Raw genomic sequence first — 14709 nt, forward strand, 5'->3', positions numbered from 1 at the left:
GCTATTTTGAAAAGACGTTCAATTTGAACGTCTTTTTTTTTGTGCCAATTGTCACAATTTGTGTCAAGTGTAAGGTCTTTGTAACAAATTAACGTAAAAATATTCACTCTAAAGTCAGTTTTAAGCAATAAATATGCAGATTAATGGTTTTTTATGCGTATTTTGTGAGTAAAACCCAGTTTTGAACCTTAAGAACTGTAAATTCGTAGTGTGTACTCGAAAGTAAAACGCCTTGAAGCAGGCGTGTTGCTGAGTACAATCACATTACTAGGGCCTGTATCTTTGCGGCAAAGCCACCTTGACAGATCAACAGGCCCAAAACATCAGCTAAAGACTTATTCATTTACCTTGGATGGTTACGGAAAAACAATGAAAAAAATCATATTACTGATCGCCATAGTGTTAATCGCGCTGTTCGGTTATTTCTCTTATCAACCAGAAACAAGCCAAGTTCAACGGCCGCGGGTGATCCCTAATGTTGTTGTGGGTAAGGTAGAAATGATGCCTATTCGCGACGAAGTTGAAGCACTTGGCACGGGGAAAGCGTTTGAGTCAATTATCGTTACCTCAAAAGTGGCTGAAATCGTAAATCAAATTAATTTTGATGACGGTGACATTGTCGAGAAAGGTTCGGTGTTGGTGTTATTACGCAACGATGAACAAAAAGCCAAAGTTGCTGTGACTGAGGTAAAGTTGGCTGAAAATATACGTGAACTTGACCGTATCAGTACCCTTGTGAGCAGCAAGACCGTTGCAGAGTTAGAGCATGACCGCCTACAAAGTTTAATTGATACCACCCGTGCAGAAGTGGCACAGGCAAATGCAGCGTTAAATGATCGTATTATTAAAGCCCCGTTTGCAGGTCGACTCGGTTTACGACAAGTGAGTGTCGGAAGCTTAGTCACCCCTGGTGAGCAGATCAGCACCTTAGATGATGTCAGTAAAATTAAATTAGACTTTTCAGTTCCAGAGCGGTTTATTCAGGAACTTAAACCCGGAAAACTCGTAGAAGCGCATGCAGTTGCTTATCCTGGCAGAGTATTTAAAGGTGTTGTGACATCGATTGATAGTCGGGTTAATCCTGAAACTCGTGCCGTGCTCGTGCGCGCTGTGCTGCCCAATGCCGATTTTAGTTTGCTGCCAGGCATGCTAATGAAAGTTAAGTTGATAAAACAAAGCCGTGAAGCACTGCTAGTGCCAGAAGCTGCGATCATTCCAATTCAAAATAAACATTTTGTCTATACCGTTAATGAAGACAATAAAGTGGTGCAACAGCAGGTCACCTTGGGGATCCGTTCTCGTGGTTGGGCTGAAATTACTGAGGGTTTAGCCGCAGGTGAACAAGTCATTATTCGCGGTATTTTAAAGGTCCGTCCAGGTGATGAGGTTAAGGTTCAGCAAGCAGAGAACTTTAAGTTTGCTCAAGTCGAAGAGATGGAGACATCGGCATGATATTAACTGACTTATCGGTTAAAAGGCCGGTTTTTGCATCTGTTATTAGTATTTTACTGATTGTGCTTGGTTTAGTGTCATTTGGTAAATTACCACTACGTGAATACCCTAACATCGATCCGCCGATAGTGTCTGTTGAGACCAGTTATCGGGGGGCGAGTGCTTCTGTCGTAGAAAGTCGAATCACTCAGCTGGTTGAAGACCAAGTTAGTGGTATTGAAGGTATTCGTAACATTACTTCTTCAAGCAGTGATGGCCGTTCAAGTGTCACCATTGAATTTGATATTAATCGCGATATTGAGGCAGCAACTAACGACGTACGTGACCGCATATCGGGTTTATTAGAACAATTACCTGAAGAAGCCGACTCACCCTCTATTTTTAAAGCTAATGGCAGCGATGAAGTGATCATGTGGTTAAATTTGGTCTCTGATCAAATGGACACATTACAGCTAACCGATTATGCCAATCGTTACTTAGTTGACCGTTTCTCTGTGATTGATGGCGTGTCTACTTTGCGTTTAGGTGGCGGTAAAGTCTACGCCTTGCGGATCTGGATAGACCGTCAAGCGCTTGCATCACGTAACTTAACGGTGGCCGATGTTGAAGATGCGCTGCGATCTGAAAACGTAGAGTTGCCCGCCGGTTCAATTGAATCAAAAGATCGTCACTTTACCGTTCGTTTAGACCGTGTATTTAAAACGGCAGAAGATTTTTCTAACTTAGTGATCACTCAAGGTGATGACGGCTATTTAGTGAAACTGTCTGATGTTGCCAAGGTTGAAATTGGCTCTGAAGAAGAACGCATCATCTTTAGAGGTAACAAAGAGTCGATGATTGGTTTGGGCGTGAGTAAGCAGTCTACAGCCAACACATTAGAAGTCGCGCGGGCAGCAAATGCGCTCGTTGATAAATTAAATCCGACCTTACCAGCTGGCATGGAGATTAAACGCTCTTACGACAGTTCAGTGTTTATTGAAGCGTCAATTGACGAGGTGTATCAAACCTTATTTATTGCCATGATATTGGTGATAGTGGTGATTTATTTGTTCTTAGGTTCCGTAAGAGCAATGTTAATTCCGGCAATTACAGTACCTGTGTCTTTGTTAGCAACATTTATTGTGCTCTATGCCTTAGGGTACACCATTAACTTATTGACGTTACTGGCCATGATATTAGCCATTGGCATGGTGGTCGATGATGCGATTGTGATGCTCGAAAACATTCATAGACGTATCGAGGAGGGGGATTCACCTTTAAAAGCGGCCTTCTTAGGAGCCCGAGAGGTAGCCTTTGCCGTTGTTGCGACCACATTAGTCCTTGTTGCTGTGTTTATGCCTATTACCTTCTTAGAAGGCGATTTAGGTAAACTATTTAAAGAGTTTGCGGTGACCATGAGTGCGGCTGTGATATTTTCAAGTATTGTAGCTTTAACCCTAACACCCATGATGTGTTCTAAATTACTCAAAAGTGCAGATCAAGATCCTTGGTTAGTGAAGCAAGTCGACAAAATGATGGATACATTAGCCGATTGGTACTTAATTACCCTGCACGCAGGTATTAAACGACCTGTGTTAGTGTCTTTAATTGTACTTATCTCTTTTGCCTTGAGTGGTTATTTACTCAATAAAGTGCCACAAGAGTTTGCCCCACAAGAAGACCGTGGATCGATGTTTTTGATGGTTAACGGCCCGCAAGGTGCAAGTTTTGAATACATTGAAAAATACATGGACGAGGTTGAAGGGCGATTGATGCCACTGGTTGAAAGCGGTGATATTAAACGTTTATTGATAAGAGCCCCACGAGGATTTGGTAATTCGGCTGATTTTTCAAATGGTATGGCAATTATTGTGCTCGAGGATTGGGCTGAGCGAAGAAGTGCTAATGAAATTATTGGCGATATTCGTAGCCGACTAGCCGATTTGGCGGGGATAAGGGCATTTCCAATCATGCGTCAAGCATTTGGCCGTGGTGTAGGAAAACCTGTTCAGTTTGTTATTGGTGGTTCTAGTTACGAAGAGCTAGCCGATTGGCGTGACACCATGCTTGAAAAAGCACAGGAAAATCATAACATCGTAGGCTTAGATCATGATTATCAGGAAACCAAGCCCCAACTTAGAGTGGTGATTGATAGAGAGCGCGCCGCAGATTTAGGTGTGTCTATTTCGCATATTGGTCGTACACTCGAATCTATGTTGGGTTCTCGCCTCGTGACTACGTTTATGCGTGAAGGCGAAGAGTATGATGTGATTGTTGAAGGCAACCGAGATAACCAAAGTACTGCAACAGACATGGAAAACATTTATGTGCGTTCTGAGCGCTCTCAATCGTTAATTCCGCTGTCTAATTTGGTGTCTATTGAAGAGTTTGCCGATGCGAGTTCACTAAACCGCTACAATCGTATGCGTTCGATTACCCTTGAGGCTAATTTAGCGCCAGACTATAGCTTAGGTGAAGCATTAGATTACTTAAACGATCTCGCTGCAACCTACTTACCCGCTGAAGCCGTTATTAGCTACAAAGGCCCATCATTGGATTATCAGGAATCCGGAAGTTCTATGAACTTTGTCTTTGTGCTGGCCCTAGGGATTGTGTTTTTAGTGCTAGCTGCCCAGTTTGAAAGTTATATTCACCCAATGGTGATCATGCTTACTGTGCCTCTAGCAACGTTAGGTGCTCTGATTGGTTTATGGTTTACTGGGCAAAGTATCAATATTTACAGCCAAATCGGTATTATCATGTTGGTCGGCTTGGCGGCTAAAAATGGTATTTTGATTGTGGAATTTTCGAATCAGTTGCGTGATCGAGGCGTTGAATTCCAGCAGGCAATATTGCAAGCATCGACTCAACGTTTGCGTCCTATTTTGATGACAGGCATTACCACTGCGGCAGGAGCGATACCATTGGTTATTGCATCTGGCGCAGGGGCTGAAACCCGATTTGTTATAGGCGTGGTGGTATTGTCGGGGATTTTACTGGCAACATTTTTCACGTTAATTGTGATCCCTGTTGCTTATAGCTTGTTTGCACGCAACAGCAGTTCACCTGAAGCTGTCGCAAAACAGTTAGAAATAGAGTTAAAAGAAGACTAGGGCCTGCTGATGTTTGCTGGTTGAGTATTGTTCGAGTTAAAAACCTGTTTAGTCGAGCATTGAAAGATCTACAGGCCATAGAAACTAATTTAACCTGAGCTTGAAATAAGGGATGAGTTTATACCATTTAAAATCAATATGTTACCCATCTCGCTTTCAAGCTTGTTATTTGTTTTGCTCACAAGCGTGTTGACGCGTCAATATCTAGCCTATTGTAAGGCGATTCAACGCAGTTAGCGGGGCAAGGGACTGTTTGAAAGGCGTTTATTATCCCGAGTTCAGGTTATACCATTCCGCATTAATAAGTGACCACTCAGAATGCGTCCAGCGGTTTTTGATTAAGGCGTCGCTATGTAGTAATGGTTGTTCCCTTTCAAATAGCGAGAACGCAGAGCAAAAGCCGCTGGGGCATTCCTTTCAGGCGAGTTTTAAAAGGGCTTATACTGCGTTGCATGACTTCGAAAGAGAATAACTATTCATTCAGTCATTCGCCTTGTTTAAGCCCTTTTAAATTCTCGCTGAGAGATCACTTGCTAACGCGGAATGGTATTAATTTACACACGCGTGTGTAAACTGCTAAAAAGCCAGTCACCTAAGTGACTGGCTTTTTGTTGTTAAGGGTATTATTTACGGACGTAAAATAAGACAACTTGCCGTTGCGGTGGCTAACAATTTACCGTCTTCAGTTGTTAATGTACCCTCTGAAATACCTAGAGACTTTGACAGGTTCATCAAATTACCTTTTGCAATTAAGGTTTTATTTTGAGGAACAGGGCGCACCATTTTAATATTTAAGTCGATAGTCGAGTAACTCACACCTGCAGGCAAGGCTGAATGAACGGCACATGCGGTTACTGTGTCTAATACTGTGGCAGCAAAGCCACCATGAACGCCGCCCATAGGGTTGAGGTGACGATCAGTTGCCATGGCTTCAAATATGACTTTACCTTCACTGACATCAATTGCTGTCATAGGCATTGTTTCGCTAATAGAAGGGGCAGGTATTTGGCCATTTAACATGGCTTGCATCAGTTGAAGTCCTGTAAGGTGTTTCATTATTATCCTTTTACGTTATCTGGATTAATACCATTGAGTATTAATAAGTGACCACTGAGAATGTTTCCCGTTGTTTTTAATTAACGTATCGCTTTGTCGTCGTGGTTATTCTCTAGTTAACCTCAACTCTGGATAAGAGATGTATTGATAACGATATAAATCAATAGATTGACTAAAATCCACTGTCAAGCTTGTGATTTGCTTTGCTAACAAGGCGAATTAACGCGTCAATAGCTAGCCTATTGCAAGTTAATTCAACGCAGTGAGGAAGGCAAAGGACTGCTTGAAAGGCGTTTGTTATCCAGAGCTGAGGTTAGTTAAATAGCGAGTAAGCAAAGTCTAGAAGGCTTTCACCATTAAGCACAAATGTGATCATTCTTGTTGGTTAACATCGCTTATGACGTGGTGAGCAATGTTGAAGGTTGAACAACTAGCTTGCCGCAATTTCTGCTTTATTTTAGCGATAAAAAAAGGTAAAGCACATGCTTTACCTTTTTTACATCAACTTATTGTTTAAGCTGCTTTTTCTTGCTTGGCTTTCGGGGCAAGTTGAGCGCGTAATTCATTAGTGTCAAAATCATCAACGTTAATTGACTTAAGACGACCAATTTCAGCACGTTCAAGTAAAGCGATCTCGCTGTCGCTTAACACGCCTAGCGCTTTACCTTCTGCTGCAACTTTATCCAACCACATAAATGGTAGACGTTTACCCGCAGCTTTGCAGACTTTGTCGTACAATGGCTCAGCCGCTAAGATATCTTTAAACGTTTGTTCTTGGATACCCACAGCATTGAACTCAGATGCAGTCCAGAACTGGCCTTTACCTAAACGGTCTCGGCTAGCACATGGTGTTTGCATTATCTTAGCGACCTTATGATCTAATACATCACTAGGGCGCTTGATAGGGCGACCAAATGGGAATATTACAGCACGTAGTGCAATACCAAGACCCATTGGGAAGTTGTTCAATAAGTCATCTAATGAGTCTTGTAATTTGTATAGTGAGTCTTCAACAGCCCATTGTACAAGTGGCAAGTCTTCAGTTAGACGACCTTCGTCTTCATAACGTTTAAGCGTTGCTGAGGTTAAATACAACTGGCTCAATAAATCGCCTAAACGAGCAGAAATACGTTCTTTACGTTTTAAATTACCGCCTAATGTCGCCATTGCTAAATCAGATAACAATGCTAAGTTAGCACTGAAACGGTTCATTTGTTGGTAGTAACGCTTGGTTTTATCTGAGTACGGGCTATTGGTGAAGTACGAAGACGTCACGCCCATCCAGAAACTACGCACAAAGTTAGAAGTAGCAAACCCAATGTGACCAAATATTGCAGCGTCAAAGTTGTTTAAACCACGATTTGCATCAGTATCAAAGGCTGATTCCATCTCAGCCAATACATATGGATGACAACGAATAGCACCTTGACCATAAATAATCATTGAGCGGGTTAAAATGTTTGCACCTTCAACAGTGATGGCAATCGGTGCAGCTTGATAGCCACGGCCTAAATAGTTATTTGGGCCAAGACACACACCTTTACCACCATGAATGTCCATTGCATCAATGACACATTTTTGCATTCTGTCTGTTAAATGGTATTTAACAATGGCAGAGATAACCGATGGTTTTTCGCCTAAGTCGATAGCGGTTGTGGTTAAGGTTGCTACTGCATCCATAAGGTATGCATTACCACCAATACGTGCCATTGGCTCTTCAATACCTTCTAACTTGCCAATAGGCAATTTAAATTGGCGACGGATACGTGCATAGGCACCGGTTGCAACCGCTGCGGTTTTTACGCCACCAGCAGAGTTTGACGGCAATGTAATACCACGACCAACAGATAAACACTCTACTAGCATTCTCCAACCTTGGCCGGCCATTTCTGGACCACCAATGATGAAGCTTAATGGTACAAACACTTCGTTACCGCGGGTCGGGCCATTTTGGAACATACAGTTCAATGGGAAATGACGACGGCCGGTTTCTACTCCTGGGATGTCAGTTGGAATTAACGCACACGTGATGCCTAATTCTTCTTTATCGCCCAATAAATGTTCTGGGTCACGCAGTTTAAACGCAAGACCTAATACCGTGGCTACAGGAGCTAGGGTTATGTAGCGTTTGTTCCAGGAGAGCTTCATGCCAAGCACTTCTTCGCCTTGGAATTCACCTTTACATACCACACCAAAATCTGGAATTGAACCTGCATCACTACCCGCTTCTGGGCTTGTTAGTGCAAAACATGGCACTTCTAAACCTTTGGCTAAACGAGGTAAGTAGTGATCTTGCTGCTCTTTAGTACCATAGTGCTGTAATAATTCGCCAGGGCCTAGAGAGTTAGGTACGCCAACGGTAGAAGCCAACTCACTGCTCACGCCTGCTAATTTTTGTAACACACAAGATTGTGCGTAAGCAGAGTACTCTAAACCGCCATACTTTTTCTTAATGATCATGGCAAAGAAGCCATTATCTTTAAGGTACTGCCAAACGTCTTGAGGCAAATCGCCAAGCTCATGCGATACTTGATGTTGATTTACCATTTTACACACTTCTTCAACAGGACCATCTAGGAAAGCCTGTTCTTCAGCGCTAAGGCGTGCTTTAGGGTAATTATGCAGTTTGCTCCAGTTAGGGTTACCGGCAAACAGATCTGCTTCCCACCAAGTTGTACCCGCTTCGATGGCTTCTTTTTCGGTAGAAGACATCTCAGGCATAATGCCGCGATAAACTTTTAACAGTGGACGACTGATAAAATTCTGTCTGAAAGATTTAATGTTTAGAGGCAGTGCGATAACAAGGAAAACTATCCAAGCAATTACACTAATAATGTCCATTGTGCTGCCAACGACCATAACAACTGCCGCAGCAATTGTTGTCGATAATAGCGATACTCTAAGGTATGCCATTGCGCCGAGCACAAAGATCATCGCGATGATCCAAAGTAGGGTGGTCACTGTACTTCTCCTTAAAGCTATTTATGTGGGCAAAAATAGCTTATTTATTGTTGATCTCATTCACAAGAAAGATTGTGGTCAGACCTGTGTCACGTAAAAGTTAACCTTATGTAGCCTTGAATACAAGTGTTTTTCAAACAATTGTTTAAATATTTCCGTGTTTGAAATATTCCACTCGATAAGCATAGTAGATACAATACGATCCACTTATTAAAATCGCTCAATTTAGCGTAATTTAACAACAATACAGGTAATTTTAATGTGCGAATTACTGGCAATGAGTGCCAATGTACCAACCGATATTGTATTCAGTTTTACAGGTTTGGCTGAACGAGGTGGTGTAACAGGTCCACACGTTGATGGTTGGGGGATTACGTTTTATGAAGGCAAGGGTAATCGTACTTTTAAAGATGCTTGCCCAAGTAGCCAGTCTCATATTGCTGAATTAATTAAATCTTACCCCATTAAGAGTGAAATTGTCGTAAGCCACATTCGACAAGCTAATCGAGGTTGTGTGTCTCTTGTTAATACTCACCCTTTCACCCGAGAACTGTGGGGGCGCTATTGGACTTATGCACATAATGGTCAACTAACTGGATATGAACAAACGTTTGCCGGAGTTTCACGCTTTCAACCCGTGGGTGATACTGACAGCGAACTGGCTTTTTGCTGGATTTTAGAATCTGTTGTAAAACAGTTTGGTGAACACGAGCCGCACAATATGCAGCTTGTTTTTGATTACATAGCCCAACTTGCCGACGAAATTCGTGAGCTTGGCGTATTTAATATGTTGCTGAGTAATGGCATCGATTTAATGGCGTATTGCACCAATAATTTATGCCACATCACCCGTCGCGCTCCTTTTGGTCAAGCAAGACTCATTGATACTGATGTAGTCATCGACTTTAGCAAAGAAACCACGCCTAACGACGTGGTCACTGTTATTGCAACCAGGCCATTAACTAACAACGAAAATTGGGTTGTGTTGTCACCTGGTGAGTGGAAATTATTTAGGCAAGGTGAGCTAGTCCGCAGCTAGACGTTTAATTTCTTCAAGTTCTGAGTGGCTAATCTCTGTGTTGCTTTTATTGTCGTTGCGCTCGTTTTCGATGCCTGCGGCATCAACAGACAAAGGTCCATCGACCACGACTGGCGTCATCGGCGGTAATGGTTTTTCGAAGTGGTAGCTAGCTAATTGAATATCTAATTGCTTGCTGCCCTTCGAATAATGACTTAATCGCACAGGCAGGTAGGCAAGATCTGTGGCCATCCAAAAGTAAGTTTGACGTTTTTTTGCTTTTTTCGCCTCGCGAATGACCTCTACTTTGACCGTGTCGTAAGTGCCACTGGCGAGGGTGACTTTTTCTGTACCTAGTACACGAAATTGATAGTCATCGACTTCTTTTTCTTTAACCATTTTATAATCTAATGGTCTTAAGTTAGCTGCTAAGTCCATTCTAAATTGCAATTGCACCATAAGAGGGTCAAATACTTTATCTTCGTATGGCAGTTTTATTGCTTCTTTTTTATAAATGGTATGAATAAACTTTTGTGCTTTGGCAAAAGCGGTTTGCTCGTTGTAGTCACTGCCTGTACCGGTTCTGTCATGCACGTATCTAAAAGGCACGAGTTTGCCATTTTCTAGGGTAAATTCACTTTTAAGGTGCCGTTGATCAGATAACATGAGTAAACTCACATCACTATTAAACTCATAGGTATAAAAACCGCTGTCTGAGGCAGGAAGTCGGTAATTGGCTTCGCCAAGTTCAATATCACCATAAAACACTGTGTATTTAGCACTGTGAGCCGTTAGGGGGGATAAAATGGCCGATTGTACATCAATAGTTAATGGGTTTTGTGTGGCGTGTTGCTCTATTTTTTGCTCAATTGCTAAGGTGTCTGATGCACTCAATTTGGTGGTTGATTCTGTATCAGCATTTGATGATTGAGAGCCAGCAGCACTCAACACCACAGGTACTGGGCTGATAAAGCACATCATAATCAGTAAGCGAGTTAATTTATTGACCAATGTCGTTTTACCTCAACCATTAATAAAAGTCAGCCGTATGATATTAAAAGGGTAGCCCCATCACCAAGGTAGCAAGATCTGGCTTCCATTGGTATTGAGACAACGAAATCTTGCCAGCGTTCACTGTTATCCCTTCTAACCTTAGTAATTCTTGCTGTGTACGAAACGATTCACTGTCTTTTGCAAATGATATCTTGCCTTGGCTATTAATCACTCTATGCCAGGGCAAAGGCTGGGTTTGGGGCGCTAATTTTAAGGCTTTTGATACGTACCTAGCCCTGCCAGGCAATCCTGCTAAATCGGCAACTAATCCATAAGGTAACACAGCGCCGCGAGGGATAAGATTAACAATAAACCATATTCGCTCCATTGGAGTCAGTTTATTCATGTCCTTGCAACCTAAGGGGATGGTATATCTTCATTAGCAATTGATAATAAAAAAAATGCAGTTAATGTACAACTGCAATATACATGAAGGATTGTTAAGGGGGCGCCTTAGAGTACCGTTAAGTAGATACAGAAAAAGTGACTAAACGCACCACCGAGTACAAATAGGTGCCAAATAGCATGATTAAATGGAATGCGTTTACCAACGTAAAAAATAACCCCAAGGCTGTAAAATAAACCGCCAGCCAGTAATAAACTGAGGCCTAACTCGCTCATTTGGCTTTTTAAATCACCCATAACCGTGACGCATAGCCAGCCCATAATTAAATATAGCAGCACACTAAATACTTTAAATCGGCCTATAAACAAGGTTTTAAAAATAATACCGCCAAGTGCAAGTGACCAGATTGCAATTAACACTATTGTTGCCTGAGTACTTTGAATACTGATCAACATTAAGGGGGTGTAAGTACCCGCAATTAAAGTATAAATGGCACAATGATCAGCCATTTTAAAACGTTTACGCCATAAATGACTTTTGCTTGAATGGTATAGCGTAGATGCCATAAATAACACCACAATACTCAATCCATAAACCACAATGCCGCCTAACTGTATCAAAGACAGGTCGGTTGAGGCTTTTAATAGCATTAAGATTAACCCTACAATACCAGCAACAACGCCAAGAGCATGGGATATGGCATTGGCCTGTTCTTCTTTATCGCAATAGTCTGATATTGAGTGAGCAGGGGCATGCTGGTCTGTTGATAATGTATCTGTGATTGAATTCATACTATCCTGTTTATTAACGTGGATGGATTTTGAGCTAGGGTAGTTTATCAGTCTAATGGGTAAAATACCATATTTAGGTGAACACGTGTAAGCTGAAATTGAGTTTGTTTTTTTGGTAATCTATTCATGCTATTACGTTAAAATGAGTGTAGGGGTATGGTTATACCATTCCGCATTAATAAGTGACCACTCAGAATACGTCCAGCGGTTTTTGATTAAGGCGTCGCTATGCAGTAATGGTGTTCCCTTTCAAATAGCGAGAACGTAAAGCAAAAGCGGCTGGGGCATTCCTTTCAGGCGAGTTTTAAAAGGGCTTATACTGCGTTGCATGACTTCGAAAGAGAATCACTATTCATTCAGTCATTCGCCTTGTTTAAGCCCTTTTAAATTCTCGCTGAGAGATCACTTGCTAACGCGGAATGGTATTAATATACATAAAATAATGCAAGTCGAGGCAAGGAAAGCGTTATACTGATAACCTTTGTGACTGTTGCTGTGATGTATTGAGAATATCGTGCAATACTTGAACAAGTAAACACAGCATTATTTGTCTATTAAGGTTATTTTTACTCATTATGAACACCGGGATCCTGTATGTCGGATAAAATGTTACCTCCTCAGCAACCACACATACCAACGGGCGACATTAGAGTTGCACCAGTTGCAACACAGATACATACCCAGGTTGAAGATAGCCATACCGATGAGTGTCAACAAAATAGGCACCTTGAGTACATTAGGTTTAATCATAACGTTACGCCGTTTATTTCAGCAGAGCACACAATAGAGGATGACAGCCTTAAACTGCATCAACAACAAGTTGCCGATGATATTCAATTACAGTTTAGCGGCGCGGTTTCATCTTCTCAGGTAAACAACACATTATTACTGAGTGATGAAGACACAAGGTTGGCAAATACAGGTCTGTGGCAAAAAGGTATTAGGGCAATAGGAGAGCATAGTTGGCTTGCTGTATTCACTATCCACCTTGTGGTGATTTTGATAGCACTGATATTTGGCCGTGTCGATATCAGCGGCTTAGACAGTATTCCATTAGAGCCTAAAGCTGCAACGTCTTTACCGCCATTAAAGAGCTATTTAATTACTGAAGCACAATACAATAAGTTAGTTGAGCGTGCGCAACAATCAAGCACACAAGCGCAGCAAAGTGACCAACAAAATAAGCCAAACAGTAACACTACCGAAGAGTAGCCTATTAACAGGGCGGGTTATGACAGTTTGTTATATTTAAAGCGATTCGCGACAACAGACCAACATAGCGCACATAGCAAGCCGCATATCAGACCCACTAGATGGGACTCTGTGGCCACCCTGGCGTTAATTAATTCAGTGATACTTTCTGTAGCGCCAAAGTATTGCTCGTAGGCCACCTTAGCGATGACACCCACAAGCAGTAAGTAGCCAGAATAGTAGCCTTTGCGAATATCCATCATTGCACCAAAGGCAAATAAACCATGCAACATACCACTTAAGCCGACATAGGCTTTTAAACCAGGGTAGAAAAGATATAACCCAATCCCTTCGAGTAGACATAAACACACAAATAACAAAACTAGTTTTTCAGGGTGACGCTTGTAGTGTACTTCGTGTAAAAACACAATGACCCAAAAACCAGCAAGATTCATCAACAAATGCCAAAGATTAGTATGTAATACATTTCCGGTGATTAAACGCCAGATCTCGCCCTGAGAAATATTGTCATATTGGTAACTAAGATAGTGATCTATCGGCAGTATGGCAGGAGTGGGAATGTCAGCAGCAAACAGTGCGATACAGAGTAAACTGATCACCACCAAAAAATGATAGGGTCCTACAGCGTTTGATTGTCTGGCCAAAATTACCTCTAACAGTCCTTAGTTCAGAGTCAGTATAGATCTTCAATGAGCCATGATCTATAACAGGGTTTCAAGGTTATTTGCAGCCAATGGTTGGCCGCATGCCTTGATTTAACAGTGTTAGCGTGAACATCATTCCATTAGCCAACATTAACAGCGGCTCAATAAGGGGCGTTTAGTTACCCTCATTTACCGTTATTTGAGTATAACATGGCCTAGGTATTCGTATTACCCCATTTTACTGTTTAAAGAAGCCATTACCGTGGCTTGATTTTGCAAATAATCGTCTAGTCCGCGTTGACGAAGTAAACAGGCCGGACAATCGCCACAACCTGTCCCTACAATACCGTTGTAACAGGTTAGGGTTTGATGTTGTACTAAGGCTAACTGTTGGTATTTATCAGCTAATGCCCAGGTTTCAGCCTTATTGAGCCACATTAATGGGGTCACAATCTTGATTGGTTTGTCCATGCCAAGTGCCAGTGATTGTTGCATCGACTGAATAAATTCATTACGACAATCTGGGTAGCCAGAAAAGTCAGTTTCACACACCCCTGTGATAATGGTATCGCAACCTAATTGGTAGGCATAAATTCCTGCTAGCGTTAAGAATAAAATGTTACGCCCTGGCACAAAAGTGTTAGGTAAACCATTATTCATGAGTTCATGCGACACAGGGATGGCATCTCGGGTTAATGCTGAAATAGCTAACTCGTTTAACAGTGTGGTGTCCATCACTTTATGACTGACTAAATTGAGCTCAACAGCTAACGATTTTGCGACTTCTATTTCTTGACGATGACGTTGACCATAATCAAAGGTAATGCCATGCACTTCGTCATATTGTGTTAACGCTTGGATGAGGCAGGTGGTCGAATCTTGTCCGCCGCTAAATACAACTAATGCTTTGGTGGTGTTAGGTGTTGTGTTTGACATGAATATACTCTTAACGCTCTGATAAACAACTGTTGATATAAGCTGTGCTTTTCAGAAAAAATCGAAAAGATATTTTACCTAAGGTGAGCCTAAGTGCAAAGCAAGCTGTGTAAATACTTGCAGCTAACGGTAAAATCCTCTATAAATG

At 41.8% G+C, this 14709-nt stretch carries 11 protein-coding genes; 4 read left to right on the forward strand and 7 right to left on the reverse strand.

The window, feature by feature from the left end:
• Nucleotides 1-369: 369 nt before the first annotated feature.
• Together L2703_RS03410 and L2703_RS03415 are read left to right on the forward strand one after the other, a co-directional pair.
• A complete protein-coding gene (locus tag L2703_RS03410; RefSeq protein ID WP_248969746.1) occupies nt 370-1452 on the forward strand; it encodes an efflux RND transporter periplasmic adaptor subunit in 1083 nt (360 codons plus the stop codon).
• Nucleotides 1449-4544: an efflux RND transporter permease subunit gene (locus L2703_RS03415; RefSeq protein ID WP_248969747.1), complete on the forward strand. Its 3096-nt coding sequence runs from the start codon at nt 1449-1451 to the stop codon at nt 4542-4544. Before L2703_RS03410 ends, L2703_RS03415 begins: the two co-directional genes overlap by 4 nt.
• Nucleotides 4545-5171: 627 nt before the next feature.
• Here L2703_RS03415 and L2703_RS03420 read toward each other — a convergent pair.
• Nucleotides 5172-5606 (reverse strand): PaaI family thioesterase, encoded by a 435-nt coding sequence (locus L2703_RS03420; protein ID WP_248969924.1) that lies wholly within the window; start codon nt 5604-5606, stop codon nt 5172-5174.
• A gap of 507 nt (nt 5607-6113) precedes the next feature.
• Nucleotides 6114-8561, reverse strand: a complete 2448-nt coding sequence (fadE, locus tag L2703_RS03425; RefSeq protein WP_248969748.1) for an acyl-CoA dehydrogenase FadE — start codon at nt 8559-8561, stop codon at nt 6114-6116.
• A 259-nt stretch (nt 8562-8820) separates the two neighbouring features.
• Between fadE and L2703_RS03430 the strand changes: the two genes are divergently transcribed.
• Nucleotides 8821-9600: a class II glutamine amidotransferase gene (locus L2703_RS03430; protein ID WP_248969749.1), complete on the forward strand. Its 780-nt coding sequence runs from the start codon at nt 8821-8823 to the stop codon at nt 9598-9600.
• Here the strand turns inward: L2703_RS03430 and L2703_RS03435 are convergent.
• The 3 genes from L2703_RS03435 to trhA all read right to left on the reverse strand — a co-directional run bounded on the left by L2703_RS03435 (nt 9586) and on the right by trhA (nt 11769).
• Nucleotides 9586-10590 (reverse strand): DUF3108 domain-containing protein, encoded by a 1005-nt coding sequence (locus L2703_RS03435; protein WP_248969750.1) that lies wholly within the window; start codon nt 10588-10590, stop codon nt 9586-9588. The genes L2703_RS03430 and L2703_RS03435 overlap by 15 nt on opposite strands.
• A gap of 43 nt (nt 10591-10633) precedes the next feature.
• Complete coding sequence (locus tag L2703_RS03440) at nt 10634-10978, reverse strand: MGMT family protein (protein ID WP_248969751.1); 345 nt, start codon at nt 10976-10978, stop codon at nt 10634-10636.
• Nucleotides 10979-11085: 107 nt separating this feature from the next.
• On the reverse strand, nt 11086-11769 hold the full coding sequence (trhA, locus tag L2703_RS03445; RefSeq protein ID WP_248969752.1) for a PAQR family membrane homeostasis protein TrhA: 684 nt from the start codon (nt 11767-11769) through the stop codon (nt 11086-11088).
• Between the two features lie 594 nt (nt 11770-12363).
• Between trhA and L2703_RS03450 the strand changes: the two genes are divergently transcribed.
• Nucleotides 12364-12981, forward strand: a complete 618-nt coding sequence (locus L2703_RS03450) for a hypothetical protein (RefSeq protein ID WP_248969753.1) — start codon at nt 12364-12366, stop codon at nt 12979-12981.
• 17 nt (nt 12982-12998) lie between these two features.
• Here the strand turns inward: L2703_RS03450 and rrtA are convergent, their stop codons facing one another.
• Both rrtA and queC read right to left on the reverse strand, forming a co-directional pair.
• The gene (gene rrtA / locus L2703_RS03455; protein ID WP_248969925.1) at nt 12999-13628 is read right to left on the reverse strand and encodes a rhombosortase; all 630 of its coding nucleotides are present in this window, start codon (nt 13626-13628) and stop codon (nt 12999-13001) included.
• 225 nt (nt 13629-13853) lie between these two features.
• Nucleotides 13854-14561, reverse strand: coding sequence for a 7-cyano-7-deazaguanine synthase QueC (gene queC / locus L2703_RS03460; protein WP_248969754.1), 708 nt, complete (start codon nt 14559-14561; stop codon nt 13854-13856).
• Nucleotides 14562-14709: the final 148 nt, after the last annotated feature.

Origin of the sequence: Shewanella basaltis (genome assembly GCF_023283885.1) — a bacterium.
Classification (GTDB): domain Bacteria; phylum Pseudomonadota; class Gammaproteobacteria; order Enterobacterales; family Shewanellaceae; genus Shewanella; species Shewanella basaltis.

Bases quoted from the DNA above. Each gene is read 5' to 3' on its own strand.
- L2703_RS03410 (WP_248969746.1), top strand. From the start codon at position 370: ATGAAAAAAATCATATTACTGATCGCCATAGTGTTAATCGCGCTGTTC.
- L2703_RS03415 (WP_248969747.1), top strand. From the start codon at position 1,449: ATGATATTAACTGACTTATCGGTTAAAAGGCCGGTTTTTGCATCTGTT.
- L2703_RS03430 (WP_248969749.1), top strand. From the start codon at position 8,821: ATGTGCGAATTACTGGCAATGAGTGCCAATGTACCAACCGATATTGTA.
- L2703_RS03440 (WP_248969751.1), bottom strand. From the start codon at position 10,978: ATGAATAAACTGACTCCAATGGAGCGAATATGGTTTATTGTTAATCTT.
- trhA (WP_248969752.1), bottom strand. From the start codon at position 11,769: ATGAATTCAATCACAGATACATTATCAACAGACCAGCATGCCCCTGCT.
- L2703_RS03450 (WP_248969753.1), top strand. From the start codon at position 12,364: ATGTCGGATAAAATGTTACCTCCTCAGCAACCACACATACCAACGGGC.
- queC (WP_248969754.1), bottom strand. From the start codon at position 14,561: ATGTCAAACACAACACCTAACACCACCAAAGCATTAGTTGTATTTAGC.